The sequence below is a fragment of the Kribbella sp. NPDC056861 genome (assembly GCF_040687575.1).
Taxonomy (GTDB): Bacteria; Actinomycetota; Actinomycetes; order Propionibacteriales; family Kribbellaceae; genus Kribbella.
This window is the reverse complement of the sequence record NZ_JBFBNQ010000003.1, coordinates 787,126-810,814: the sequence shown is the minus strand read 5'-3', so window position 1 is coordinate 810,814 and position 23,689 is coordinate 787,126. Positions and strand designations below refer to the sequence as shown.

General features: G+C 69.0%; 23 protein-coding genes. 3 read left to right on the top strand and 20 right to left on the bottom strand.

The window, feature by feature from the left end; genetic code table 11:
- Window positions 1–9: 9 nt before the first annotated feature.
- The 7 genes from bioD to AB0P21_RS17725 form a co-directional block, all read right to left on the bottom strand.
- Window positions 10–690, bottom strand: a complete 681-nt coding sequence (gene bioD / locus AB0P21_RS17755; RefSeq protein WP_363697805.1) for a dethiobiotin synthase — start codon at window positions 688–690, stop codon at window positions 10–12.
- The gene (locus tag AB0P21_RS17750) at window positions 687–1,808 is read right to left on the bottom strand and encodes an 8-amino-7-oxononanoate synthase (RefSeq protein WP_363697803.1); all 1,122 of its coding nucleotides are present in this window, start codon (window positions 1,806–1,808) and stop codon (window positions 687–689) included. The genes bioD and AB0P21_RS17750 overlap by 4 nt, the downstream gene beginning before the upstream one ends.
- Window positions 1,808–3,106: an adenosylmethionine--8-amino-7-oxononanoate transaminase gene (locus tag AB0P21_RS17745; protein WP_363697801.1), complete on the bottom strand. Its 1,299-nt coding sequence runs from the start codon at window positions 3,104–3,106 to the stop codon at window positions 1,808–1,810. The genes AB0P21_RS17750 and AB0P21_RS17745 overlap by 1 nt, the downstream gene beginning before the upstream one ends.
- The gene (locus AB0P21_RS17740) at window positions 3,103–3,294 is read right to left on the bottom strand and encodes a hypothetical protein (protein ID WP_363697799.1); all 192 of its coding nucleotides are present in this window, start codon (window positions 3,292–3,294) and stop codon (window positions 3,103–3,105) included. Before AB0P21_RS17740 ends, AB0P21_RS17745 begins: the two co-directional genes overlap by 4 nt.
- Window positions 3,291–4,286, bottom strand: coding sequence for a biotin synthase BioB (gene bioB / locus AB0P21_RS17735; RefSeq protein ID WP_363697797.1), 996 nt, complete (start codon window positions 4,284–4,286; stop codon window positions 3,291–3,293). The genes AB0P21_RS17740 and bioB overlap by 4 nt, the downstream gene beginning before the upstream one ends.
- A gap of 519 nt (window positions 4,287–4,805) precedes the next feature.
- Window positions 4,806–6,518 carry a GMC family oxidoreductase gene (locus AB0P21_RS17730; RefSeq protein ID WP_363697795.1) on the bottom strand — a complete coding sequence of 571 codons (1,713 nt, stop codon included), beginning with the start codon at window positions 6,516–6,518 and terminating at the stop codon, window positions 4,806–4,808.
- A complete protein-coding gene (locus tag AB0P21_RS17725; RefSeq protein ID WP_363697794.1) occupies window positions 6,515–8,107 on the bottom strand; it encodes a succinic semialdehyde dehydrogenase in 1,593 nt (530 codons plus the stop codon). The genes AB0P21_RS17730 and AB0P21_RS17725 overlap by 4 nt, the downstream gene beginning before the upstream one ends.
- A gap of 138 nt (window positions 8,108–8,245) precedes the next feature.
- Here AB0P21_RS17725 and AB0P21_RS17720 point away from each other — a divergent pair, with 138 nt between their 5' ends.
- Window positions 8,246–9,685, top strand: coding sequence for a tetratricopeptide repeat protein (locus AB0P21_RS17720; RefSeq protein ID WP_363697792.1), 1,440 nt, complete (start codon window positions 8,246–8,248; stop codon window positions 9,683–9,685).
- A gap of 15 nt (window positions 9,686–9,700) precedes the next feature.
- Here AB0P21_RS17720 and AB0P21_RS17715 read toward each other — a convergent pair whose 3' ends face one another.
- The 8 genes from AB0P21_RS17715 to groES form a co-directional block, all read right to left on the bottom strand.
- Complete coding sequence (locus AB0P21_RS17715) at window positions 9,701–10,108, bottom strand: hypothetical protein (protein ID WP_363697790.1); 408 nt, start codon at window positions 10,106–10,108, stop codon at window positions 9,701–9,703.
- 52 nt (window positions 10,109–10,160) lie between these two features.
- Window positions 10,161–10,898: an acyl-CoA thioester hydrolase/BAAT C-terminal domain-containing protein gene (locus AB0P21_RS17710; RefSeq protein WP_363697788.1), complete on the bottom strand. Its 738-nt coding sequence runs from the start codon at window positions 10,896–10,898 to the stop codon at window positions 10,161–10,163.
- Entirely contained in the window at window positions 10,895–12,001 is a 1,107-nt protein-coding gene (locus AB0P21_RS17705) for a GuaB3 family IMP dehydrogenase-related protein (RefSeq protein ID WP_363697786.1), read from the bottom strand. Before AB0P21_RS17705 ends, AB0P21_RS17710 begins: the two co-directional genes overlap by 4 nt.
- A 22-nt stretch (window positions 12,002–12,023) precedes the next feature.
- Window positions 12,024–13,535 (bottom strand): IMP dehydrogenase, encoded by a 1,512-nt coding sequence (guaB, locus tag AB0P21_RS17700; protein WP_363697785.1) that lies wholly within the window; start codon window positions 13,533–13,535, stop codon window positions 12,024–12,026.
- A gap of 251 nt (window positions 13,536–13,786) precedes the next feature.
- Window positions 13,787–15,214 (bottom strand): hypothetical protein, encoded by a 1,428-nt coding sequence (locus AB0P21_RS17695; RefSeq protein ID WP_363697783.1) that lies wholly within the window; start codon window positions 15,212–15,214, stop codon window positions 13,787–13,789.
- Window positions 15,207–15,827 carry an RNA polymerase sigma factor ShbA gene (gene shbA, locus AB0P21_RS17690; protein ID WP_363697781.1) on the bottom strand — a complete coding sequence of 207 codons (621 nt, stop codon included), beginning with the start codon at window positions 15,825–15,827 and terminating at the stop codon, window positions 15,207–15,209. The genes AB0P21_RS17695 and shbA overlap by 8 nt, the downstream gene beginning before the upstream one ends.
- A 232-nt stretch (window positions 15,828–16,059) precedes the next feature.
- Window positions 16,060–17,679, bottom strand: coding sequence for a chaperonin GroEL (gene groL, locus AB0P21_RS17685; RefSeq protein WP_363697779.1), 1,620 nt, complete (start codon window positions 17,677–17,679; stop codon window positions 16,060–16,062).
- Window positions 17,680–17,796: 117 nt separating this feature from the next.
- Entirely contained in the window at window positions 17,797–18,093 is a 297-nt protein-coding gene (groES, locus tag AB0P21_RS17680; protein WP_270136270.1) for a co-chaperone GroES, read from the bottom strand.
- A gap of 313 nt (window positions 18,094–18,406) precedes the next feature.
- On the opposite strand from groES, the gene AB0P21_RS17675 reads away from it, so the two are divergent.
- Together AB0P21_RS17675 and AB0P21_RS17670 are read left to right on the top strand one after the other, a co-directional pair.
- Window positions 18,407–19,018 carry a peptidoglycan-binding domain-containing protein gene (locus tag AB0P21_RS17675; protein WP_363697778.1) on the top strand — a complete coding sequence of 204 codons (612 nt, stop codon included), beginning with the start codon at window positions 18,407–18,409 and terminating at the stop codon, window positions 19,016–19,018.
- A 22-nt stretch (window positions 19,019–19,040) separates the two neighbouring features.
- On the top strand, window positions 19,041–20,207 hold the full coding sequence (locus AB0P21_RS17670; RefSeq protein ID WP_363697776.1) for a methyltransferase domain-containing protein: 1,167 nt from the start codon (window positions 19,041–19,043) through the stop codon (window positions 20,205–20,207).
- A 134-nt stretch (window positions 20,208–20,341) separates the two neighbouring features.
- On the opposite strand, the gene AB0P21_RS17665 is transcribed toward AB0P21_RS17670, so the two are convergent.
- The 5 genes from AB0P21_RS17665 to tsaB are packed head-to-tail and all read right to left on the bottom strand — an operon-like array spanning window position 20,342 to window position 23,688.
- Window positions 20,342–21,076, bottom strand: coding sequence for an alpha/beta hydrolase (locus tag AB0P21_RS17665; RefSeq protein WP_363697774.1), 735 nt, complete (start codon window positions 21,074–21,076; stop codon window positions 20,342–20,344).
- Window positions 21,073–21,522, bottom strand: a complete 450-nt coding sequence (locus tag AB0P21_RS17660) for a GNAT family N-acetyltransferase (RefSeq protein ID WP_363697772.1) — start codon at window positions 21,520–21,522, stop codon at window positions 21,073–21,075. Before AB0P21_RS17660 ends, AB0P21_RS17665 begins: the two co-directional genes overlap by 4 nt.
- Window positions 21,519–22,574 (bottom strand): tRNA (adenosine(37)-N6)-threonylcarbamoyltransferase complex transferase subunit TsaD, encoded by a 1,056-nt coding sequence (gene tsaD, locus AB0P21_RS17655; RefSeq protein WP_363697770.1) that lies wholly within the window; start codon window positions 22,572–22,574, stop codon window positions 21,519–21,521. The genes AB0P21_RS17660 and tsaD overlap by 4 nt, the downstream gene beginning before the upstream one ends.
- The gene (locus AB0P21_RS17650) at window positions 22,571–23,023 is read right to left on the bottom strand and encodes a GNAT family N-acetyltransferase (RefSeq protein ID WP_363697769.1); all 453 of its coding nucleotides are present in this window, start codon (window positions 23,021–23,023) and stop codon (window positions 22,571–22,573) included. The genes tsaD and AB0P21_RS17650 overlap by 4 nt, the downstream gene beginning before the upstream one ends.
- Entirely contained in the window at window positions 23,020–23,688 is a 669-nt protein-coding gene (gene tsaB, locus AB0P21_RS17645; protein WP_363697767.1) for a tRNA (adenosine(37)-N6)-threonylcarbamoyltransferase complex dimerization subunit type 1 TsaB, read from the bottom strand. Before tsaB ends, AB0P21_RS17650 begins: the two co-directional genes overlap by 4 nt.
- Window position 23,689 lies beyond the last annotated feature (1 nt).

Sequence of the window (23,689 nt, the reverse complement as noted above, 5' to 3'; positions counted from 1 at the left end):
ACCCGGACGTCAGCTCCGTACGCCCGGGAGCCAGGTCGGCGCGGCTGCCTCGAACAGTTGCTGTGACAGGCGGCCGGCGCCCTCGGGAAGCTTTCCGATCACCGCTATCCCGGTGACAGCCGGCAGGTCGTCCAGGTTGCACTGGTCGGCGAGATCCGGCTCGGTCGGCCAGCTGCCGATGACGAGGCCATCGATCGGCAGGGCACGGGAACGCAGAGCTTCGACGGTCAGGCCGGTGTGATTGAGGGTGCCCAGGCCGGGGCGGGTGACGACGGTGAAGGCGAATGGGGTGGTCAGTGCGGCGGCGAGGTCGGCCAGGTTGTGGCCGGCCTCGTCGAGGCCTACCAGGAGGCCGCCGGCGCCTTCTACCAGGACGAGGTCGCGGGTGGTGGCCAGGTCGTCGATGAACTTCGCCTGGGCTTCGATCGGGGGCAGCGGGACGTCTTCACGGCGGGCTGCGGTGGTGGGGGCCAGTGGGTCGCGGAGGCGGACGCCCTCGTGCAGGTCGGTGAGGCCGGTCAGGCGGCGGATGTCTTCCAGGTCACCGGGTTCGTCGGGGGTGACTCCGGTCTGGGCCGGCTTGACGACGGCGACCGTGCCGCGGGTGGCCGCGACGACGGCGAGGGCGGCGGTGACGATCGTCTTGCCGACGCCGGTGTCGGTACCGGTGACGAAGATGACCCTGCTCAAGAGACCTCCTGGATCGCGGCGACGATCACGTCGCAGGCCCGGTCGAATTCCGCGGCAGACAGTCCGGCTCGGGCGGTCAGCCGCAGGCGGCTGATGCCGTCGGGGACTGATGGTGGACGGAAGACGCCCACTCGTACGCCGTTGGACAGGCACAGCTCGGCGGCTCGGACGGCTTCGCGTGGGCCCGGCATCGGCACGGACACCACGGCTCCGGCCGTGGGCTCGACGTCACAAGCTGCGGCAAGGCGCGCGGCGGTGCGGTGGATCTCGGCTGGTCTCGTCGGCTCGTCCTGCAGCACCCGCAGCGCGGCCAGCGCCGCAGCGCAGGCGGAGGGGGCCAGACCCGTGTCGAAGATGAAGGACCGGGCGCGGTTGACCAGGTGCTCACGCAGTACGGCGGGGCCGAGGACCATGCCGCCCTGGCTGGCCATTGCCTTGGACAACGTCATCGTGACGACGACATGATCCAGCCCAGCCAGCCCTGCTGCCGCGACTGAGCCGCGGCCGTCGCCGGTGACGCCGAGGCCGTGGGCCTCATCGACCATGAGCACCGCGTTGTTCTCCAATGCGACCGCGGCCAGCTCTCGCAGCGGAGCAGCGTCGCCGAGCACGCTGTAGACGGACTCGACCAGCACCAGCGCGTGCGGTTCCTTGCGCTCGGCAAGCGCTTTGCCGACGGCCTCGAGGTCGTTGTGGGGAACGATCTCCACCCGTGACCGAGCCAGTCGGCAGGCGTCCACGATCGACGCGTGCACGTGCTCGTCGGAGACCAGCAACGTCCCCGGCCCACCCAGCGCGGTGATCACACCGAGGTTGGCCAGGTAGCCGGAGGAGAAGACCAGACCAGCTTCGTGCCCGGCATACTCCGCGAGCGCCGCTTCCAGTTCGGCATGTAGAGCGGTGGTGCCGGTCACCAGGCGGGAGGCGGTGGCGCCGGTGCCCCAGTCGCGGAGGGCGGTTACGGCAGCTTCGATGACTCGGGGATCCCGGGCCAGCCCGAGGTAGTCGTTGCCTGCAAGGTCAATCAGCACCTCATCAGCAGGCCTGGGCCGCAGTCGCCGGGTCAACCCGCGAGCCTCGAGCGCCGCCGCCTTCGGTGCCAGCCATTCCTCCAACATCAGTTGCCCTCGGCAATTGCTTCGGTGATGGCGGAGGTGATGGTGGCAATCTCCTCAGCAGTGCAGACGTACGGCGGCATCGTGTAGACCAGATCGCGGAACGGCCGCACCCACACACCACGCCGCAGTACCGCGTCGGTCATCTTCACCATGTCCACCGGCCCAGCAAGCTGCACCACACCAACAGCGCCGAGCACCCGCACGTCCTTCACCCCAGGCAACTCAGCCGCCGGCGCCAACCCCGTCGAGAGACCAGCCGAGATCGACGCCACCCGCGCCGACCAGTCCTGGGAGAGCAGCAGGTCGACGCTCGCCAGCGAGACAGCGCACGCCAGCGGGTTGGCCATGAAGGTCGGCCCGTGCATGAGCGCCCCACCCGGACCACCCGACACGGTGCGCGCGACCTCCGTCGTACAAAGCGTTGCCGCCAACGACATGTAGCCACCGGTGAGCGCCTTGCCGACACACAAAATGTCCGGATCGATCCCCGCATGCTCAGACGCGAACAGCGTTCCAGTCCGGCCGAAACCAGTGGCGATCTCGTCGAGGATGAGCAGAAAACCGTGCTCGTCGGCCAACTCACGCAGCAACTTCAGGCAGGCCGGGCTGTACGCAGACATCCCGCCCGCGCCCTGCAGGATCGGCTCGACGATGATCGCCGCCACCTCGTCCCGGTACTGCGCCGCCAGCGCGCGCAGCTCCGCCGCCCAGGCCAGGTACTCCGGGTCGTCGTCAGCGCGATCGAACCCGGCCGGTGGCTGCGGCCCGAAGACCTGCTCCTTCAGTGCTCCGGTGAACAGCGAGTGCATCCCGTTCACCGGATCGCACACACTCATCGGCGCGAACGTGTCCCCGTGATACCCACCGCGAACGGTCAGCATCCGGGTCCGCCCACTGTTGCCGCGCGCAACTTGGTACTGCAGCGCGAGCTTGATCGCGACCTCGACCGAGACCGACCCGGAGTCGCAGAAGAAGACATGCCGGATCGGCTCCGGAGTGATCTCCACCAGCCGTTCGGCCAGCCGGATCGCCGGCTCGTGGGTGAGCCCGCCGAACATCACGTGGCTGAAGTCGTCGACCTGCGCCTTCAGCGCCGCGTCCAGCACCGGATGGCGGTAGCCGTGGATCATGCACCACCACGACGCCATCGCGTCGATCGCCTCGACCGTGCCGCCAGCGCCGTCGTCCAGCTGCAGCCGGACACCGGAGGCGCCCCGCACCAGCCGCATCGGCGCCGGCTCGATCAGCGACGAGTAGGGGTGCCAGAGCAGCTCGGCATCCCGGTCGAGCAGGCTCATGACGACAACAGCTCGCCGTGGGCCGAGCACTTCGCCGACCAGCCCATCGGGTGCACCTGGACGACCATCCGGCGGCGGCACTGCTCGCAGTACCGGGGTGGTTCCATCGCCAGCGACCGGCGGCAGTCCTCGTGACTGCCGTCGGCCGACTCACGGCCACAGTGGCCGCAGTAGAGCAAGGTGGTCATAGCGTCTTCTGGAGTTCCTTCACCGGCATCTTGAGCTCGGCCAGCAGATCCAGGTCGGCGGTCGCCGAGCGGCCCAGCGTGGTCAGGTAGTTGCCGACGATGACGGCGTTGATGCCGCCGAGCAACCCCTCGCGGGTGCCCAGGTCGCCCAGGGTCAGCTCACGGCCACCGGCGTAGCGCAGTACGGTCCGGGGCATCGCCAGCCGGAACGCGGCGATCGTCCGCAGCGCGTCCTTGCCGGCCATGATCTCCATGTCGCCGAACGGCGTGCCGGGGCGCGGGTTGAGGAAGTTCAGCGGGACCTCGTGCGGCTCCAGCTCGGCCAGCTGCGCGGCCAGCTCGGCGCGCTGCTCCAGCGACTCGCCCATCCCGACCAGACCGCCGCAGCACAGCTCCATGCCGGACTCGCGGACCATCACGCAGGTCTCCCAGCGCTCCTCGAAGGAGTGCGTGGTGACCACGTCGCCGAAGTACGAGCGGGCCGACTCCAGGTTGTGGTTGTAGCGGTGCACGCCCATCGCCTTGAGCTCGTCCACCTGCTCCTGGGTCAGCATCCCGAGCGAGCAGGCGATGTTGATCTCGACCTCGGCGCGGATCGCCTCGATGCCGGCCTTCACCTGCGACATCAGCCGGGCGTCCGGGCCGCGGACGGCGGCGACGATGCAGAACTCGGTCGCCCCGGTCTTCGCGGTCTCCTTGGCGGCCTCGACCAGCTCCGGGATGTTCAGCCAGACCGCGCGGACCGGCGAGGTGAACTGGCCGGACTGGGAGCAGAAGTGACAGTCCTCGGGGCAGCCGCCGGTCTTCAGCGAGATGATCCCCTCCACCTCGACCTCCTCACCGCACCACTTGACCCGTACTTCGTGGGCCAGCGCCAGCAGCGCGTCGAGCTGCTCGTCCGGCGAGCGCAGTACCTCGACCAGCTGCTCCTGAGTGAGGCCGATCCCTCGCTCCAGAACCTGCTCGCGCGCAACCTCGAGGATGTCGGTCATTGTTCTCCTGGTTCATCGAACGGTCGGCCCCACAGACGGAGCCACAGTAGGCCAGCCCGGACGGCGGCGCTGCGAGGGGCGTCACGGCCCAGAAAAAGTTTTTGGGAATCTCGTAACCCCTTGTGAGTGGCCTCGTTGATGTGTGCAGAGGCGATGAACGCAAGAACATCGCTTCCGGTTACGAGGAGCGACTGAAAGGTCGCACATTACGAACAGCACGCAGAGTGATTACGGTCACCGCGAACAGGTCGAAATGGCTCGAATCGGTAGTAGAGTGAGGATCACGAGCTCGGGTCGCCAGCTATGGTTGGCGACCCGATCCCAAAGCGCCGGGCGCCTCACCCCGGCTTGAGAAGGCCCCTTGGGAAACGATTTGGGCGGAAACGTTCCCGAGGGGTCTTCTCCCTTTTGGAAAAGGTCCAGGAGCAATCCTGGGCCTTTTTCATTTCCCCGGGGAGCACCCGGATAAGTTGACTGCCCGGTAACTTTTACCAGTTACCGGGCATTGTTGTCTTTGTGTCACGGCTTCGTTACAGCGCGTTCGGAGTTCGTGATCTCGACAATCGGCAGCCGCAGCGCACCCACCGACTCGGCCGGCACCACCGGGTTCTTCGGTGTGACAGCCGCCACCTTCCGGTACTCCGCACCGACCGCCGGCCGCGCGTCCTCGTCACCCCTATTCGGCCAGAACGCCAGCGCCCGCTCGGCCTGGGCCGTGATCGTCAGCGACGGGTTCACCCCGAGGTTCGCCGAGATGGTCGAGCCGTCCACGATGTGCAGCCCGTCGTAGCCGTAGACGCGGTGGTACGGATCGACCACGCCGGTCGCGGCCGAGTCGCCGATCGCGCAGCCGCCGATGAAGTGCGCGGTCATCGGCACGTTGAACGGCTCGCCGATGGTGCCGCCCGGGGTGCCGCCCATCAGCTTGGCCATCCGCCGGACCACCTCGTTGGCGACCGGGATCCAGGACGGGTTCGGGGCACCGTGGCCCTGTTTCGAGGTCAGCCGCCAGCGGCCGAACCGGTCCCGCTTGCCGTAGGTGGTGATCGAGTTGTCCGCGGTCTGCATCACCAGCGCGATCACGGTCCGCTCGGACCAGTGCCGCAGGTCGTACAGCCGGCGCAGTTGCGGGCTCTGCACGACCATCTCGCGCACCCAGGTCCGCCAGCGCGGCTTGTCGCCGCCGCCGTCGGTCAGCACGGTCTGCAGCAGCGACATCACGTTGCTGCCGCGGCCGTACCGGACCGGCTCGATATGGGTGATGTCGTCGGGGTGGAACGACGAGGTGATCGCGACGCCGGCGGTGTAGTCGACGTCCCGGTCCCTGGCGATTGCCCCGAGCAACGATTCGGAGTTGGTCCGGGTCAGCACGCCGAGCCGGTCGGACAGCCTTGGCAGCTTGCCCTCGTCCCGCAGCCGGTGCAGGAGCTTCGCGGTGCCGAGGGCGGAGGCAGCGAAGATCACCTGCTGGGCGGTGAACTTGCGGGTCGCCTTCCGGTTCGACGTACGCCGGGTCTCGATCGCGTAGCCGCCGCCGGGCAGCTCCTCGACCGAGGTCACCGTGGTCATCGGGTACACCTGGGCGCCGGCCTTCTCGGCCAGGTACAGGTAGTTCTTGGTCAGGGTGTTCTTCGCGTTGTGCCGGCAGCCGGTCATGCACTCGCCACAGTTGATACACCCGGTACGCCGGGGGCCGGCGCCGCCGAAGTACGGGTCGTCGACCTCGACGCCGGGCTCACCGAAGAAGACGCCGACCGGGGTCGGGTGGAAGGTCTCCCCCACGCCCATGTCCTCGGCGACCTGCTTCATCACCTTGTCGGCCGGGGTGAAGCCCGGGTAGGTGGTGACGCCGAGCATCCGCTTCGCCTGGTCGTAGTACGGGGCGAGCTCGTTCTTCCAGTCGGTGATGTGCGCCCACTGCTTGTCGGTGTAGAACGCGGGCAGCGGCTCGTAGAGGGTGTTGGCGTAGACCAGGCTGCCGCCGCCGACCCCGGCGCCGGACAGGATGATCACGTCCCGCAGCGCGCTGATCCGCTGGATCCCGTACCGGCCGATCGACGGGGCGAACAGAAACCGTTTGGTGTCCCAGGAGTTCTTCGCGAAGCCCTGGTCCTCGAACCGCGGGCCGGCCTCCAGCACGCCGACGTCGTAGCCCTTCTCGACCAGCCGCAGCGCCGAGACGCTGCCGCCGAAGCCGGAGCCGATGATCAGGACGTCGTGGTCGAAAATCATGCGCGGCCCAGTTTCTTCAGCACTCGCAGGGCGCCGGTCATGATCTCGGCGTACGCCTCGTCCTTGATCCCGTGCGAGGCGGCGATCGGGACCACTCGCTGAGTGGCGATCGCCTGCGGGTCGACGTACCGGCGGATGCCTTCGACGCCTTGCCGGCGACCGAGGCCGGACGAGCGCATCCCGCCCATCGGGGTGTCGATCGAGCCGAAGGTCGCGGCGTAGCCCTCGTTGACGTTGACCGTGCCGGCCACCAGTTGGGCCGCCACCGCGCGGCCGCGGCGGCCGTCCTTGGTCCAGACGCTCGCGTTCAGCCCGTACTCGCCCTCGTTGGCGCGCTCGATCGCCTCGGCCTCGTCGGAGAACCGGTAGATCGAGACCACCGGCCCGAACGTCTCGTGGTCGAAGCACTCCATCTCGGGCGTCACCCCGGACAGGATGGTCGGCTCGTAGAAGAGCGGGCCGATGTCCGGCCGCGCCTTGCCACCGGCCAGTACGACGGCACCGTGGTCCCGCGCGTTGTCGACGTGCCGGCTGACCGTGTCGAGCTGGGCCTTGGAGATCAGCGAGCCCATGTCGACGTCCCAGCCGGTGCCGGCCGACAGCTTGAGCTTCTTCACCCGGTCGACGAAGGCGGTCACGAACGCGTCGTAGATCTGGTCGGCGACGTAGAGCCGCTCCATCGAGACGCAGAGCTGACCGGCGCTGGAGAAGCAGGCCCGGATGGCCCCTTCGGCAGCGCGGTTCACGTCGGCGTCGCGTAGTACGAGCATCGGGTTCTTGCCGCCGAGCTCGAGGCTGCAGCCGATCAGCCGCTCACCGGCCTGCTGGGCGACCAGCTTGCCGGTCTTGGTCGAGCCGGTGAAACAGACGTAGTCGGTGTTCTGGATGATCGCGCCGCCGACCGTCGGGCCGTCGCCGTTCACCGGCTGCCAGGCGTCCCGCGGCAGGCCGGCCTCGTACAGCAGCTCGATCGCGCGCAGGGCGGTCAGCGGGGTCTGGCTGTCGGGTTTGTGGACGACGGTGTTGCCGGCCATGATCGCGGGCAGCCCGTCGGCCATCGCCATGCTGAGCGGGTAGTTCCAGGGCGAGATGATACCGACGACACCCTTCGGCACGAACCGCTGCTCGGCCCGGGTGAGCACCGGGAACATGCCCAGCTTGCGCTGCGGCGCGAGCAGCTCGGGGCCCTTGCGGCCGTAGTACCGGGCGGTCAGGGCGACGTGCGCGACCTCCTCGAAGGCCTGCTTGCGGGCCTTGCCGGACTCGATGATCACCAGGTCGACGAGTTCGTGCCGGTGGTCCAGGATCAGGTCGTGGTACCGCAACAGGATGGCGGCCCGGTCGGCGACCGAGGTGCCCTTCCAGCTCCGCTGCGTCTTGCGTGCCGACCGGACCGCGGCCAGCACGTCGTCCGGACCGGACAGCGGCAGCTCGGCGACCGGTTGCCCGGTGGCCGGCGCGTAGGAGGTTCGGGTACCGGCCGAGGCGCGCAACAGACCGGCCAGCCGACGGATGACCGATTGGTCGGTCGCGTACGACGCGGTCGGGTCGAGCTCGGGGTCGGCAGGAATCGAGGTCTGCTCGCTCATCTCCCCAGGCTACCTGCCGGTAACAGCTTGTGTCAGTAGTACGCCACGGCACTGATGTTCCGGTACCGAACACACACATCTGACGGCCGGTTGGCGCTAGGGTGAGCGATTGAACCTGTGAAGGGGTGGAACGTAAAGATGGTGGACAGCGGGGGGCTCTGGACGCCCCCTGAGGACGAGCTCGGCGAGGCTCTGCAGACAGCCCAGGTGCTGATCGAGGAGGGTCGCGCCGACGAGGCGGGGCCGTACCAGCAGCGCGTCATCGAGCTGGCCAGGGAGCGGGCCGGGGATCGCCCCGACCACTACGAGGCCAAGCACCTGATGGCGGCGACGCAGTACGAGCTGGCCGGATCCCTGAACGCGTCGGGCCGGCACGAGGAAGCGCTTGCCGCCCTGCACGAGGCGCAACTCGGCTACACGGAACTGAGCGACGCCGGCGTACTCGACTGCACCTCGGTCCTCGCCGACGTACGGGCCCGGCGCGCGATGACGCAGGCGCATCGCGGCTACGGCGCGACCGCGGTACTGGAGATGGACGGCGCGGTGATCGCCTACGGCCAGCTGGTCGGCGGCGAGGACGGCATCATGCACCAGCCCGACTTCGCCCGGGTGCTCGCGATGAACGCGCTCATCCTCCGCCGGTACGGCGACCCCGCGCTGGCCGTCGCGTCCGCCGACGCGGCCACCCAGTTGTTCCTCCAGTTGGCCGACCAGATCAACGCCAGCTCGCAGTCGCTGTCCTACGCGCGCTACCTCTGCTCCGCGACCGCCGTCTCGGCCGACATCCACGCCGCCGACGGCCGGCTGGACCTCGCGCTGGAGGCCGACGAGATCGGCCTGAACACCGCCGACACCCTGGCCGACTCGGAGTCGGCGACCGATCTGCGCACGCTGGTCTCCGCGCTGACCCGCAAGGGCAAGCACCTCGGCATCGTCGGCCGGGTGCTGGAGGGCGAGAACTGCCTGCGGACGGCGTTCGCGACCGACCCGGCGACGGCCGCGCTGGTCACCGAGGAGATCGATCGCGGCATCCCGCCGTCACTCGGCACCGCGCTGGAGACGGCCGAGATCAAGCTGGGACCGTACGAGCAGTACTACCGGCTGCTGGCGCTCGGTGAGCCGGCGCCGGGCATGACGCTGGCGACGGTTTCCGGCCGCACCGACCCGGAGTCGGCCGCGGTCCGCGCCACCGAACTCGCCGAACTGGTCCGCCCGATGCTCGCGCACGACGCCGAGACGGCGCTCACGCTCGGGCTCGAGGCGCACTACCTGTTCGCGATCTCGTCCGAACGCGAGTCGCACCGGATGCGGTACGAGACGAGCACCTACGCCCCGATCTGGGCCAAGGTGCTGCTCGACATCTCCGGCGCGTACCACGCGAGCGGGCAGACCGAGATGGCCCTCGACCTGGCCGGCTGGAGCGCCGAGGTCGCGACCGCGCTGATCCCGTTCACGATGACGGATCTGGACATGAAGGTGCTGGCCGGGGATTGCCTGCGCCACCACGGCGATCTACTGGCGGCGAAGGGTGACTTCACCGCGTCGCAGGACGCCCATGAGGCGGCCGCCCAGCTGTAGCCCGACCTGCTGGGTTCAGGAGTCCTGGGGTGAGTGGTTCTCGGCTCGGAGGGCGCCGACGAACAGGCCGGCCTCGAGCTCGGTCATGCCGGTCTCGCTGACCACCATCGCGGTGGCCTGGTGCAGTTCGCCGTTCGCCTTCAGCGCGCGCGCCCGCTCGGCCAGGTTGGTTCCCGGCGTCCGGAGTACGGGGGTGTCGGTGACGGGCGGGACGTAGCGGCCGAGCTGGATGTCCTCGACCAGGTCCTTCGCGTGCTTGAGGCTGATGCCGGTGCGGTCCATCACGTACTTGACCGCCATCAGCTTCTTCTTGGTGGTGAGCAGGAAGCGGATCTGGTCGACGTCCTCCGAGGTCAACCGGGTCCTGGCATCGGCGAGAACGACATTGTCGGTTTCGGTACGGCGGCTGCTGAACAGTCCCATGCGACCAATCCTTCCAGATTCATCCAAGCCAGGTCGCCGCCAAGCTACCCCGTCAGCGAGTCCCTGCCAGGACCAGCTCGACATCTGCCCAGACCTGCCCGCCGAAGGCCCGGTCGGCCTGCTCGCTCCCGCCACGCGCCATCCGCTGCCCGGCGGACTTCGGCTCCTCGCCGGGGAACACGATGCGGTGACCGGCCTCGGCCGAGCTCAGCACCTGCGTGGGGAGCGTTCCACGCCGCCGGACGAGCTGCTCGGCGAACTCCACCGACGGCCAGACCCGGTCATCGCCGCCGGCCAGCAACAGCAGGTCGCCCTTGAACCGTTCGGCTGGGATCTCAGCGGCCGCGGCCTGCTCGGCGTACCGGCGTAGGGACTGCCGATAGTGCTCGACGTAGCTCGGCGGGTTGTCGGTCGGCCGCCAGTCGAGGTCGAACGGGACGAACGGGAGCGGCTCGCCCTGCCAGGTCCACGGCGAGGTCTGTACGCCGCCCTCGCCGATCCAGCCCCACATGTACGCGGTGGGAGCGCACGCGATCACAGCGTCGATGCGGTCGTCGCGGGTGCCGAGCAGCAAGGCCGCCTCGGCACCGCGCGAGAGTCCCATCACCACCAGCCGGTCGTTGCGCTCGGCCAACTCGTCCAGCGGGAACGACTCCAGCGGGATCTCGCTGATCCTGTCCTCGAACCACTTCGGCGCGAGGACGTCGTACCCGGCGGCGGTCAGCATCCTGGCCCGACCGAGGTCGGGCGCGCCGCTCGAGCCGTGCAGCAGCAGGATGCCGGTGGTCACCCGACGACGACCTCGACCCGCTGGAACTCCTTGAGCTCCGTGTAGCCGGTGGTCGCCATCGCGCGCTTGAGCGCGCCGACGAGGTTCATCGTGCCGTCCGGGACGAAGGACGGGCCGAACAGGATCTGCTCCATCGTGCCGCTGACACCGAACTCGACGCGCTCACCACGGGGCAGATCGGCGTGCCAGGCCTCGGCACCCCAGTGGAAGCCGCCGCCGGGAGCGTCGCTCGCGCGGGCCAGCGGCGAGCCGACCATCACCGCGTCGGCGCCACAGGCGATCGCCTTGGCGAGGTCACCGGAGCGACCGACCGAGCCGTCGGCGATGACGTGCACATACCGACCGCCGGACTCGTCCATGTAGTCGCGGCGGGCCGCGGCCACGTCAGCAACCGCGCTGGCCATCGGCACCGCGACACCCAGCACCTTGCGGGTCGTGTGAGCGGCACCGCCACCGAAGCCGACCAGTACGCCGGCCGCGCCGGTCCGCATCAGGTGCAGCGCGGCCTGGTGCGTGGCGCATCCGCCGACGATGACCGGTACGTCGAGGTCGTAGATGAACTGCTTCAGGTTGAGCGGCTCGGCCTGACCCGAGACGTGCTCGGCCGACACAGTCGTGCCGCGGATGACGAACAGGTCGACGCCCGCGTCCACGACGTGCTTGGCGAACTGCTTGGTCCGCTGCGGCGACAGGGCGCCGGCCACGGTGACCCCGGAGTCCCGGATCTCCTGCACCCGCTGCGAGATCAGCTCGGGCTTGATCGGCGCCGAGTAGATCTCCTGCAGCCGGACGGTGGCCCGCTCCTTGCTGAGGGTGGTGATCTCCTCCAGCAGCGAGGTCGGGTCGTCGTACCTGGTCCAGAGACCCTCGAGGTTCAGCACGCCGACGCCGCCGGCCTTGCCGATCGCGATCGCGGTGGCCGGTGACATCACCGAGTCCATCGGCGCGGCCAGGATCGGCAGCTCGAACCGGTACGCGTCGATCTGCCAGGCGACCGAGACCTCCTCGGGGTCGCGGGTCCGCCGCGACGGCACGATCGCGATGTCGTCGAACGCGTAGGCCTGCCGCCCACGCTTCGCGCGGCCGATCTCGATCTCGGTCATCTGAATCCTTTGCTAGGCGGTGTCAGCGGCCGGAGTAGTTCGGCGCTTCGACCGTCATCTGGATGTCGTGCGGGTGGGACTCCTGCAGACCGGCCGAGGTGATCCGGACGAAGACGCCCTTGTCCTGCAGTTCCTTGACGGTGCGCGATCCGCAGTACCACATCGACTGGCGCAGGCCGCCGATCAGCTGGTGCGCGACGGCGGACAGCGGGCCGCGGTACGGGACCTGGCCCTCGACACCCTCGGCGATCAGCTTCTCGTCGCTGCCGACGTCGGACTGGAAGTAGCGGTCCTTGGAGTACGACTTGCGCAGGCCGCCGGACTGCATCGCGCCGAGCGAGCCCATCCCGCGGTACGCCTTGAACTGCTTGCCGTTGATGAAGACCAGGTCGCCGGGCGACTCCTCGCAACCGGCCAGCAGCGAGCCGAGCATCACGGTGTCGGCGCCGGCGACGAGCGCCTTCGCGATGTCACCGGAGTACTGCAGGCCGCCGTCGCCGATCACCGGCACACCGGCCGGCTTGCAGGCCAGCGAGGCCTCGTAGATCGCGGTGACCTGCGGGACGCCGACACCGGACACGACGCGCGTCGTACAGATCGAGCCGGGGCCCACGCCGACCTTGACGCCGTCGGCGCCGGCGTCGACCAGGGCCTGGGCGCCCGCGCGGGTGCCGACGTTGCCGCCGATGATGTCCACGCCGCGGGTGGCCGGGTCGGCCTTGAGCTTGCGGATGATCTCCAACTGGGCCTGCGAGTGACCGTGCGCGGTGTCGACCACCAGCACGTCGACGCCGGCCTCGATCAGCGTCATGCCGCGCTTCCAGGCCTCGCCGAAGAAGCCGATCGCGGCACCGACGACGAGCCGGCCGGAGGAGTCTTTGGTGGACAGCGGGAACTGGTCGCGCTTGACGAAGTCCTTCAGCGTGATCAGACCGGTCAGCTTGCCGGCCTCGTCGACCAGCGGCAGCTTCTCGATCTTGTGCTGGCTGAGCAGCTTGATCGCGTCGTCGGCCGAGATGCCGCGCGGCCCGGTGACCAGCGGCTGGCGGGTCATCACCTCGTGGATCGGCCGGTTTGGGTCGTTCTCGAAGCGCATGTCGCGGTTCGTCACGATGCCGACCAGGACGCCGGCGTTGTCGACCACCGGCACGCCGGAGATCCGGTACTGACCGCAGAGCGCGTCGGCCTCGCCGATGGTCGCGTCCGGGCCGATGGTGATCGGCTGGGCGATCATCCCGGACTCGGACCGCTTGACCAGATCGACCTGCTGGGCCTGGTCCTCGATCGAGTTGTTGCGGTGCAGCACGCCGAGACCGCCCTGGCGGGCCATCGCGATCGCCATCCGCGCCTCGGTGACGGTGTCCATCGCACTGGAGACCAGCGGGATGTTCACCTCGATGTTGCGGCTGACCTTCGACTTGGTGATCGCCTCCGACGGGATCACGTCGGACTCGTTCGGTTGCAGCAGCACGTCGTCGAACGTCAGGCCGAGGACGGCGAACTTGTCGGGAACTCCAGCGGGTGTGATGTCCATGAGGAAGGCAAGCACCTTTGCACGGCGAGAACGGGACCCCATCGTATGCCGCGCGGAGCCGCCGCCCCGAATCGGTCCTGCCCACCCGGTCAGCCGAGCGTCACCAACCAGGACCACTCCGCCGCCTGACGGTCACTCCCGGCGACGATTTCAGTTCTGGCCCGGCCGGTCGCCGGCAGGGTGCGCACTCGCCTGGACGCAGTCGCGCCGCCCGGGCTGCCGGAGGCAGTGGGCGGCGCGAATGTGCTGGTTCAGCGGTCGGTCATCGGGGTGTTGAGCAGCCCCAGGATCTGCCGGATGGTGACCGGCGCCATCGATCCGTGCGCCCGGGCGATGGCCGCGTGGCGACCCTCGGCGGGCTTGTTGCTGGCGTGCTTGCCCTTGGGGTACTGCGACTTGGCCCACCCCAGCACCGGCTTGCCGTTGGAGTGCTTGCCGATGTTCAGTCCCTTGCCGAAGTACTGCTGCAGCCGCTCCGGCTCCGCGATCGGCGCACCGGTCGGGGTCGGCAGGATCGGCGCAACGACGTCGACGATCTCCTTGACCGGGTCGGCCGGCTTCTCGTCACCCTGGTTGCCAGGCTGATCGCCGGTCTGGTTACCGGTCTCGGGAGCAGGCTGGTCGGTGCCAGGCTTGTCGTCGCCCTGCGGGTCGCCGGTCTGGTCACCACCCGGGCTGGTCTGGTCGTCGCCCGGGCTGGACTGCTCGCCACCGTTGTCGCCGGTGCTGGGCACCGACGGCGGTACGGACGGCGGCTGGCTGACCGGAGCGCTCGGGCTCTCGCCCGGGTTCTCCCCCGGGTTGCCGGTGGAGCCGTTGTCGCCACCCGGTACCGAGGTCGGCGGCGTGCTCGGCGGCGTCGTCGGCTCGCTGGTGGTCGGCGGCGGCGTGGTCGGAGTACTGGGCTCGTCCGTCGGCTTCGGGTCGACCGGAGTACTGGGCTCCTGGGTCGGCTCGCTCGTCGGCTCCTGCGTCGGCTCACTGGTGGTCGGCGCGGTCGGGTCGACCGACGGCTCGGGCTCCGGGTCGGCCGGCTTCTCCGGCACGACCGGCGTCGTCGGTTCGATCGGCGTCTCGATCAGCAACTGCTGCTCGGTCTGCGGCATCGCCCGGGCCAGCGGCGGCTTCGGCATGTCGACCGCTGCGGCCGGCTCTGCGGTGGTCTCCGCCTCGTCCTTGGTCTTCTCGCCGAGCTGACGCTCCTCGGCGGCCTTCTGGTAGTCCTTCGCGACCTTGACGATCTTGGTCTTGTCGACCACCGGCATGCCGTCGAGCTGTTCCTTCGGGAAGCTCGTCTCGTCCCGCAGGCCGTCGACGACCTTCTCGATCACCTTCTCGTACGGCGACAACGGGTTGCCGGTGACCGCCGCGGCCACCCCGGAGACCGACAACGCGGCCACCGCGGCAACCCCCAGCGCCAGGCTCCGGGCCGCCATCTTGCGGGCGAACGGATCCGTCACCGGGTTCAAGGCGGCACAGCGCGCCAGGAAACTCTCCGGGTCGTCGATGGTCTCCACCGGGAGCTCGTCCTCGACCTCGACCGCGAGCCGCAGACCGGCCAGCAGCATCAAGGCCGGGTCGTGCTCGCCCGCCTCCCAGGCGGACTCCCCTCCGGCTGCGAGCAGATCGAGCAGCGCGTCATCGGCTTCGATCGCTTCTAGATCAAAACGGTCAGCCATGTCGCTCCTCCCCTGCCCCTCGTTCGGACTTTGCCTCATGCCCCACAAACCCCCTGAGCGTGTTCAACGCCCGATGCTGTGCGACCCTCACCGCCCCCGGTGTCATCCCCAGTGCCCGGCCGGTCTCCTCGGCTGACATCCCCGCTACCACCCGGAGCCGCAGGATCTCCCGCAACTTCTCCGGCAATCTGTCCAGCAGCCCCACGATGTGCTGGACCTCTGAATGTCTGACCGCGTGCTCCTCCGGCGTCGGCGACTCGTCCGCCCCGTCCGGAAGATCCGGCGTGGACAGGTCCGCCACCGCGAACGCACGCTGCGCATCTGCGACCTTACGGGCCGCGATGCCGTAGACGAAGGCCTCGAACGGCCTTCCCTCGTCCCGGTACCGGCCCAACGCGCCGAACACCGCGACACAAACTTCCTGGGCGACGTCATCGACCATGTCGGCGCCGCCGGGGTACGTCCACAGCCTCGACCGCACGTAGCGGTGGGCAACGGCTCGCACCCGGGTGAGCAGATCGTTCAACGCGGTCCGGTCACCTGCGCCCGCCAACGCGGCGAGATCACGCAACTCCACGCGATCCTGGGTGTGCGGCACTTGCACCTCGGCCACCCCTCGCCCCCTTGTCCACGGACTGACCAACCTGCAAGAGAATACGACCCCGACCCCCCTTTGCCTAGTGGCAATCGGTGAGAACCGAGCTTTTTTCACTACAAAGGGTGATCATTGCGCCGAACGGTCGGTCGTACTGCGGACGCCCGCGCCGCAGGAGCCGCATGGAAAAGAACTGCCCGGCAGGTCCGAGGACCGGCCGGGCAGTTCGGGTGGTGCGCAGTACGAAGAATCAGTGACCGTGGCCGTGGCCGTGACCGGCTGCGGCGGGCTCTTCTTCTTCGGGCTTGTCGACGATCAGCGTCTCCGTGGTGAGCAGCAGAGCGGCGATGGAGCCGGCGTTGGCGAGCGCGGAACGCGTCACCTTGACCGGGTCCAGGACACCCTGGGCGAGCAGGTCGCCGTACTCACCGGTGGCGGCGTTGAAGCCGCTGCCGACCTCGAGCTCCGCGACCTTGGCGGTCACGACGTAGCCCTCGTAGCCACCGTTCTCGGCGATCCAGCGCAGCGGCTCGACGACCGCCTTGCGGACGATCCGGACGCCGGCGAGCTCGTCGCCCTCCAGGCCCAGGCCGTCGTCGAGGACCGCAGCGGCGTGGACGAGAGCGGAGCCGCCACCGGCGACGATGCCCTCTTCGATCGCCGCACGGGTCGCGGAGACCGCGTCCTCGATCCGGTGCTTCTTCTCCTTCAGCTCGACCTCGGTGGCCGCGCCGACCTTGATCACGCAGACGCCGCCGGCCAGCTTGGCCAACCGCTCCTGCAGCTTCTCGCGGTCCCAGTCGGAGTCCGTGCGCTCGATCTCGGCCTTGATCTGGTTGACCCGGGACTCGATCTCGTCGGACTTGCCGGCACCCTCGACAACGGTGGTGTTGTCCTTGGTGACGACGATCCGGCGGGCGGTGCCGAGCACCTCGAGACCGACCTGGTCCAGCTTGAGGCCGACCTCGGGCGCGATCACCTGGGCGCCGGTGAGCGCGGCCAGGTCCTCGAGCTGCGCCTTGCGACGGTCACCGAAGCCCGGCGCCTTGACGGCGACGGAGGTGAAGTTGCCGCGGATCTTGTTCACGACCAGGGTCGACAGCGCCTCGCCGTCGACGTCCTCGGCGATGATCAGCAGCGTCTTGCCGGACTGCACGACCTTCTCCAGCAGCGGCAGCAGGTCCGCGACAGCGGAGATCTTGCCCTGGTTGATCAGGATGTACGGGTCGTCCAGCACCGCTTCGCCACCCTCGGCGTCGGTGATGAAGTAGGGCGAGATGTAGCCCTTGTCGAACTGCATGCCCTCGGTGAAGTCCAGCTCGGTGCCGAAGGTGTTCGACTCCTCGACGGTGATGACGCCGTCCTTGCCGACCTTGTCGAACGCCTCCGCGATCAGCGCACCGATCTCGGCGTCGCGGGCGGAGATGGTGGCGACGTGGGACATGTCGCCCTTGTCGTCGACCGGGCGGGCGGTCTCGATCAGCTTCTTCGAGACGGCCTCGACGGCGGCCTCGATGCCCTTCTTCAGGCCCATCGGGTTGACGCCGGCGGCGACGGCCCGCAGGCCCTCGTGCACCAGTGCCTGCGCCAGCACGGTCGCGGTGGTCGTACCGTCACCGGCGACGTCGTTGGTCTTGGTGGCAACCTCCTTGGCCAGCTGCGCGCCGAGGTTCTCGAACGGGTCGTCCAGCTCGACCTCACGGGCGACGGTGACACCGTCGTTGGTGATGGTCGGGGCGCCCCACTTCTTGTCCAGCACGACGTAGCGGCCCTTGGGCCCCAGCGTCACCTTCACCGTGTTCGCGAGCTTGTCGACGCCGCGCTCCAGCGCGCGCCGCGCGTTCTCGTCGAACTCGAGGATCTTCGGCATAAAAACAAGTCCCTCTCTGAGTTTCAACAATGATGCCCGCGGGTCCCGCAAATCGACTCCGCTCCAGTGCCGGGATCCGGCACCGGAGCGGTATCAGTCAGGAAACGCGGGCAATCGTCACTTGGTGACGACTGCGAGGATGTCGCGGGCGCCCAGGATCAGGTAGTCCTGGCCGTCGTACTTGACCTCGGTGCCGCCGTACTTGGAGTAGATGACCTTGTCGCCGACGTTGACATCCAGCGGAACGCGGTTGCCGTTGTCGTCGATGCGGCCAGGGCCGACAGCGAGGATCTCGCCCTCCTGCGGCTTCTCCTTGGCGGTGTCCGGGATGACCAGGCCGGACTTCGTGGTCTGCTCGGCTTCGAGCGGCGCAACGAGGATACGGTCCTCGAGCGGCTTGATCGTGACCGACACTTGCTGACCTCCACGGTCGAGTTCTTGGTGAGTTCAAGGGTGCTGCTGGTGGCCGTTGCGCCGCTGCCGTCGCGGGGATCAGAGGCCGGGCCACCTGGCACCCTCGAGTGGAGAGTGCCAGTACCGAATCTAGGCCGCGATTAGCACTCGGTCAACTCGAGTGCCAGATTCTCTCCAGCAGCGAACACGCCGCGAACGTGATCGGCCGGGCACTTTCCGCCACCAGGGGCTGGGCTAACCCCACCTGGTCGTGGGACCGTCGGGTCTGTAGGGTTCCCGGCCGCCCCGGGATCGACCGCCCGAGGAGAGTCCCATGGCGCTGCATCTCCCGTCGTTGCCGAAGCTGAGCCCGCGCAAGTGGGTGGTGATCGCCGCCGTCGTGGCCAGCCCGTTCGTGGTGGCCGGCCTGGCCGCCAACGGCGCCAACGACTCCTCGTCCAGCCGCCCCGGCGACACTGCCCCGGGCGGCGGCGCGCCCGCAGTACAGGTGAAGGCGAAGGACACAGCTGCCACCAGTCAGCAGACCAACGCGGCTGCTGCGGCCATCCCGCAGTGCCTGAACGCCAGGCTGGTCCCTGTCGGCAGGACCGGGCTGGGGATCCCCATGCCGTCGGTGTGGAACAGCACGAGCACCACCTGCAACCTCATGTACGGCGACGACCCGTACCGGACCACCTCCCGCCGAGGCGACCCGGACACCGCCATCCGGACGCTCCAGCGCAACCTGAACTACTGCTACCACTACAAGCTCACGATGGACGGCGTCTACGGCAGCAACACCCGTGCGGTGGTCAAGGCGGTCCAGAAGCGCCACGGGTTGCCCGCCGACGGCATCTACGGTCCCAAGACCCGGTCCGCGATGGCCTGGCGTCTGTACGCCGCCAAGACGAACACCTGGACCAAGGCCTGCTCCAGCCCGCTCTAGCCCGCCAGGCAGACTTGGCCCGGTGGACCCCTCATCGATCACGTCACTGCTCACGGCAGACGGGTCCGCAGTACTAGCTGAGACCTGTGCCGCCTTCACCCCCGGCGGCGAACTGAAGCTGGTCGAACAACTCAGACGCCGGTACGACGCTGCCGTGGTGACCGCCGCGATCACGCAGGCGTCGCTGCGGCATCGGGCAGCCGCCAAGTTCGGCGCAGAGGACGCGGCGCGGATGTATTTCACGCCAGACGGCCTCGAACAAGCCACCCGGACAACAGTCGGGGTCCACCGGGCCGCGCGGATCGCCGAGACGCTCCCGGGGACCACTGTGGTCGACCTGGGCTGCGGGATCGGCGGCGACCTCATCAGCGCTGCTCGGGCCGGGTTGAGAGTCACTGGAGTCGAGCGCGACCCGGCGACGGCCGCAGCGGCTCGGGCGAACCTTGCCGCGCTGGGGCTGCCGGGGGAGGTCGTGGTGGGCGATGCCGAGGCGCAGGACGTCTCGCAGTACGACGTGGTTTTTGCGGATCCGGCACGGCGGGCAGACGGGCGGCGGGTGTTCGACCACAACGCGTACTCGCCACCCTGGTCCTTCATCACCGACCTCTTGAGCGGCACTGCCTGCGTGAAGGTCGCCCCGGGGATCCCCCACGAGGCCGTGCCGGAGGGGGTCGAGGCGGAGTGGGTGAGCGACGCAGGCGAGGTCAAAGAGGCCGCACTGTGGTCAGGCAAGCTCTACGCCGGTACTACGCGCCGCGCGACCCTGCTGCCCGGTGGTGCGACAGTGACGACCGCTCCCGAGGCAGAGAGCGCTCCGGTTGGGCAGTACATCTACGAGCCGGATGGGGCCGTCGTTCGAGCCGGCCTGGTGACAGCAGTGGCTGCAGCGGTTGACGGGTGGCTCCTGGATCCACGGATCGCGTATGTCAGCGGCGACACCCTAGTGAGTACACCGCTGGCTTCGGCGTACGAGGTGATCGAGGAGCTGCCCTACAAGGAGAAGGCGCTGCGCTCCTGGGTCCGCGCGGAGGGGATAGGCACCCTGGAGATCAAGAAGCGCGGCGTCGACTTCGACCCCGCCGTACTCCGCAAGAAGCTCTCCCCCAAGGGCTCTGCGAGCGCCACGCTGATCGTCACCCGGATCGGCCGCGACGCCGTCGCGTACTCCTGCCGCCGGATTGCGCCCTGATTTGCTATCGGAGTGCATTCGAACATATGATCGATACCACGAGCGGGCTCCTGGCCGGCTCGCCGACGGACGAGGTGCTGCGTCTGTTGCCGCTACCCGGTCAGGAGCCCGCCACTAACAAGGTGCCTTGAATTTCAGAGGCTTCGGCGGAGTACGTGGTGGCGCAGGCGGGCCTGGGCGATGTCAAGGACACCGTGAGCGGGGCCTTCGCCGCGGCCTGAGCGGGGTAGTTGGTCGACGTGGTCGCCGTCGGTGGTGAGCGTCGCCGTGGTGAGGGTGCCGGTGACGAAGTTGCGGACCAGGGCGTTCCAGTCCGCGCTGCGGCTGAGCATGGTGTGGTCCGAGCCCTCGACGGAGATCAGGGCGACCGGAGCGCCGTGGCCGCGGAGGCGTTTGGCGTAGGCGGCGGTCAGGGCGGGTGAGGTGATCCGGTCGGCAGTGCCGTGGGCCAGCACGACGGAGCCTTGCGGCTTGACCAGCGGTTCACCCGCGGGGAGCCAGGGGGCCAGCGCGAGTGTGCCGCCGACCAGCGGGTGGTTGCTGACGGCAACGACAGCGCGGCCGCCCATGGAGTGGCCGATCAGGAGCACACGGGTGATGCGGGGCGGAAGCTGGTCCAGGACTGCGCGGAGATCCACAGCGGCATGGGCTTCGGCGCCGTTCCAGCCCTGATAGCGGTAGCGCATCAGGCCGACCACGGCGGTGGGCGCGGCCGAGATCGCCACCGAGGCGAACGGCCACATCCGCAGGATCGGCGCTCCCCAGTCCTTCGTCGGCACCAGCGAAGACTCCTGGCCGCCGTGGGCCAGCAGCACCAGTTCGGTGGCGTCGGCGGGCGACCTCAGCAGATCGATCCGGGGGAAGGTCACGCTTGACCGTACAAGCTCGCCGCATCGCGCTGGACGACCAACAGGCTGCTCGGGTCCGCCGGGTCGTCGAAACCGTACGACCGGTACAGGTCGTGCGCATCGGCCGTGGCCAGCATCAGCCGTCGCAGGCCCTGCAGCTCCGGGTGCTCCAGCAGCGTCGACACCACGAAGCGGCCGAGCCCGAGGCCGCGATGCGACTCCAGCACGAACACGTCGGCGATCCAGGCGAAGGTCGCCCGATCGGTCGCGGCCCGGGCATAGCCGACCTGAGCGCCGGCGGCGTCGTACACACCGACGTTCAGCGATCCGTCGATCGCCTTCTGCATCAGCTCGCGCGAGATCCCCGGCGCCCAGTACGACGTACTGATGAAGCCGTGCACCACCTCGAGATCCACCCGCGCGACATCGTCGTCGGCGACGAACCCGTCACCCCGATCCCACTTCACGAGTTCAGCACCGTCGTGATCGGCATCGACGAGTCGGCTGGCAACCCGAGCGGCGACGGCTCCTTGCCGGCCCGCACCAACTCGGACCCGAGCGCCGCCACCATCGCGCCGTTGTCCGTGCACAACCCCGGCCGCGGAACCCGTACTGCGATCCCCGCCGCCGAGCAGCGCTCCTCGGCCATCGCCCGCAGCCGCGAGTTCGCCGCGACCCCGCCGCCGATCAACAGGTGCTCGTAGCCACGATCCTGGCAGGCGTCGATCGCCTTGCGGACCAGCACATCGCAGACCGCTTCCTGGAAGGCAGCGGCGACGTGGTTGATCGGGACCTCTTCGCCATCACGCCGCTTGGCCTCGACCCAGCGCGCGACCGCCGTCTTCAAACCGGAGAAGGAGAAGTCGAAACGATGCTCCTCAAGATCCTTCCGACTGGTCAGCCCACGCGGGAACCGGACGAACAACGCGTCCCCGCCGTCCCGTGCCGCCTTGTCGACATATGGACCTCCGGGGAACGGCAGCCCCAGCACTCGCGCGACCTTGTCGAAGGCCTCGCCCGCGGCGTCGTCGATGGTCGACCCCATCGGCTCCACGCCGACAGTGATGTCCTCGACGGCGAGCAGCGACGAGTGCCCACCCGAGACGAGCATCGCGATCGCACCCTTGGGGATGTCGCCGTGCTCCAAGGTGTCGACGGCAACATGCGCGGCCAGGTGATTCACGCCGTACAAGGGTTTCTCGAGCGAGAGCGCGAGTCCCTTGGCAGCCGCGACACCGACCAGCAACGCGCCGGCCAGGCCGGGACCGCTGGTGACGGCGATCGCGTCGACGTCCCGCGGTTTGATCCCGGCGGTCTCGCAGGCCCGCCGGATCGTCGGCACCATCGCCTCGAGGTGCGCGCGACTGGCCACCTCCGGTACCACGCCGCCGAACCGGGCGTGCTCCTCGACACTGGACGCGATCGCGTCGGCGAGCAGCGTCTGCCCGCGCACGATACCGACCCCGGTCTCGTCGCACGACGTCTCGATCCCGAGGATCAGGGGCTCGTTCTCACTCATGAAACCTTCTCCTGCCACCGCATGATCACTGCGTCTTCTCCACCGGCGTAGTACCCACGCCGGCGACTGATCTCCTCGAAGCCGAAGCCGCGATACAACACCCGGGCCGACTCATTGCCCGAGGCAACTTCCAGCAACACCTGCCGGCCGGCGCAGCGCTGCAACGCGGCCGCCATCAACTGCCCGCCGATCCCCGTACGCCGCTCCGCCGGCGCCACCGCGATCCGCAACAGATCCACCGGATCCTCCGTCACCGCAGGCACCAGCAGTACGACGTACCCGGCCACGGCTCCTTCGTCCGCCACCAGCACCACCCGGTCGGTGTCGAGCCGGGCGAACTCCCCGGCCCACGACTCGGCACTCCACGCGGAGTCGCCGAAACACACCTGGTCCAGCGCTGCCAGCGGGTCCAGGTCGGTCGCGGCGGCCGGGCGAATCGCTGGTCTCACTTCGGCAGCACGCTCTTGGGTCCACCGGACATCGTGACGTCGGGGCGGCGCAGGTAGAGCGGATCCGGCGCGACGAGCTGCAGCGTGCCGGTCGCCACCCCGAGAGCGAGTACTTCGGCCGACGGGTACTCGATCACGTCGCTGGTCTCCAGCCCGAGCGCTTCGCCGTACAGGACCGCGCCGCGGCCGATCACCGGCAAGCCGGCGAGCACGTGCGCGACATCGGCTGGGCGATCCACTGCCGGACCCTCCAGTCGCCGACGGCTGCCGTCAGCCGCGGGGCCGTCGTACAGGGACCAGTAGATCTCCTTGCGCCGGGCATCGGTCGCGACGGCGACCGGGAGGCCGAGGGACGACTGCCGCGCCAGGATGTCGAGGCTGCAGACTCCGGCGACCTCGATGCCGAGCACGTCGGCCATCGTCCGCGCGGTCACCAAGCCGACGCGCAACCCGGTGAACGGCCCCGGACCGACGCCCACGGCAATGCGAGTGAGGTCGCGAGGCGAGCAGCCGGCGGTCGCCATGGCTTCGGCGATGGCCGGTGCCAGCAACTCGCCGTGCCGCAGAGCATCAACGGTGGAAGAGGACGCGATGGTCGCGCCGGTGACGGGATCAGCCAGCGCGACCGTGACAGCAGCGCTGGAGGTGTCGAAAGCGAGCAGCATC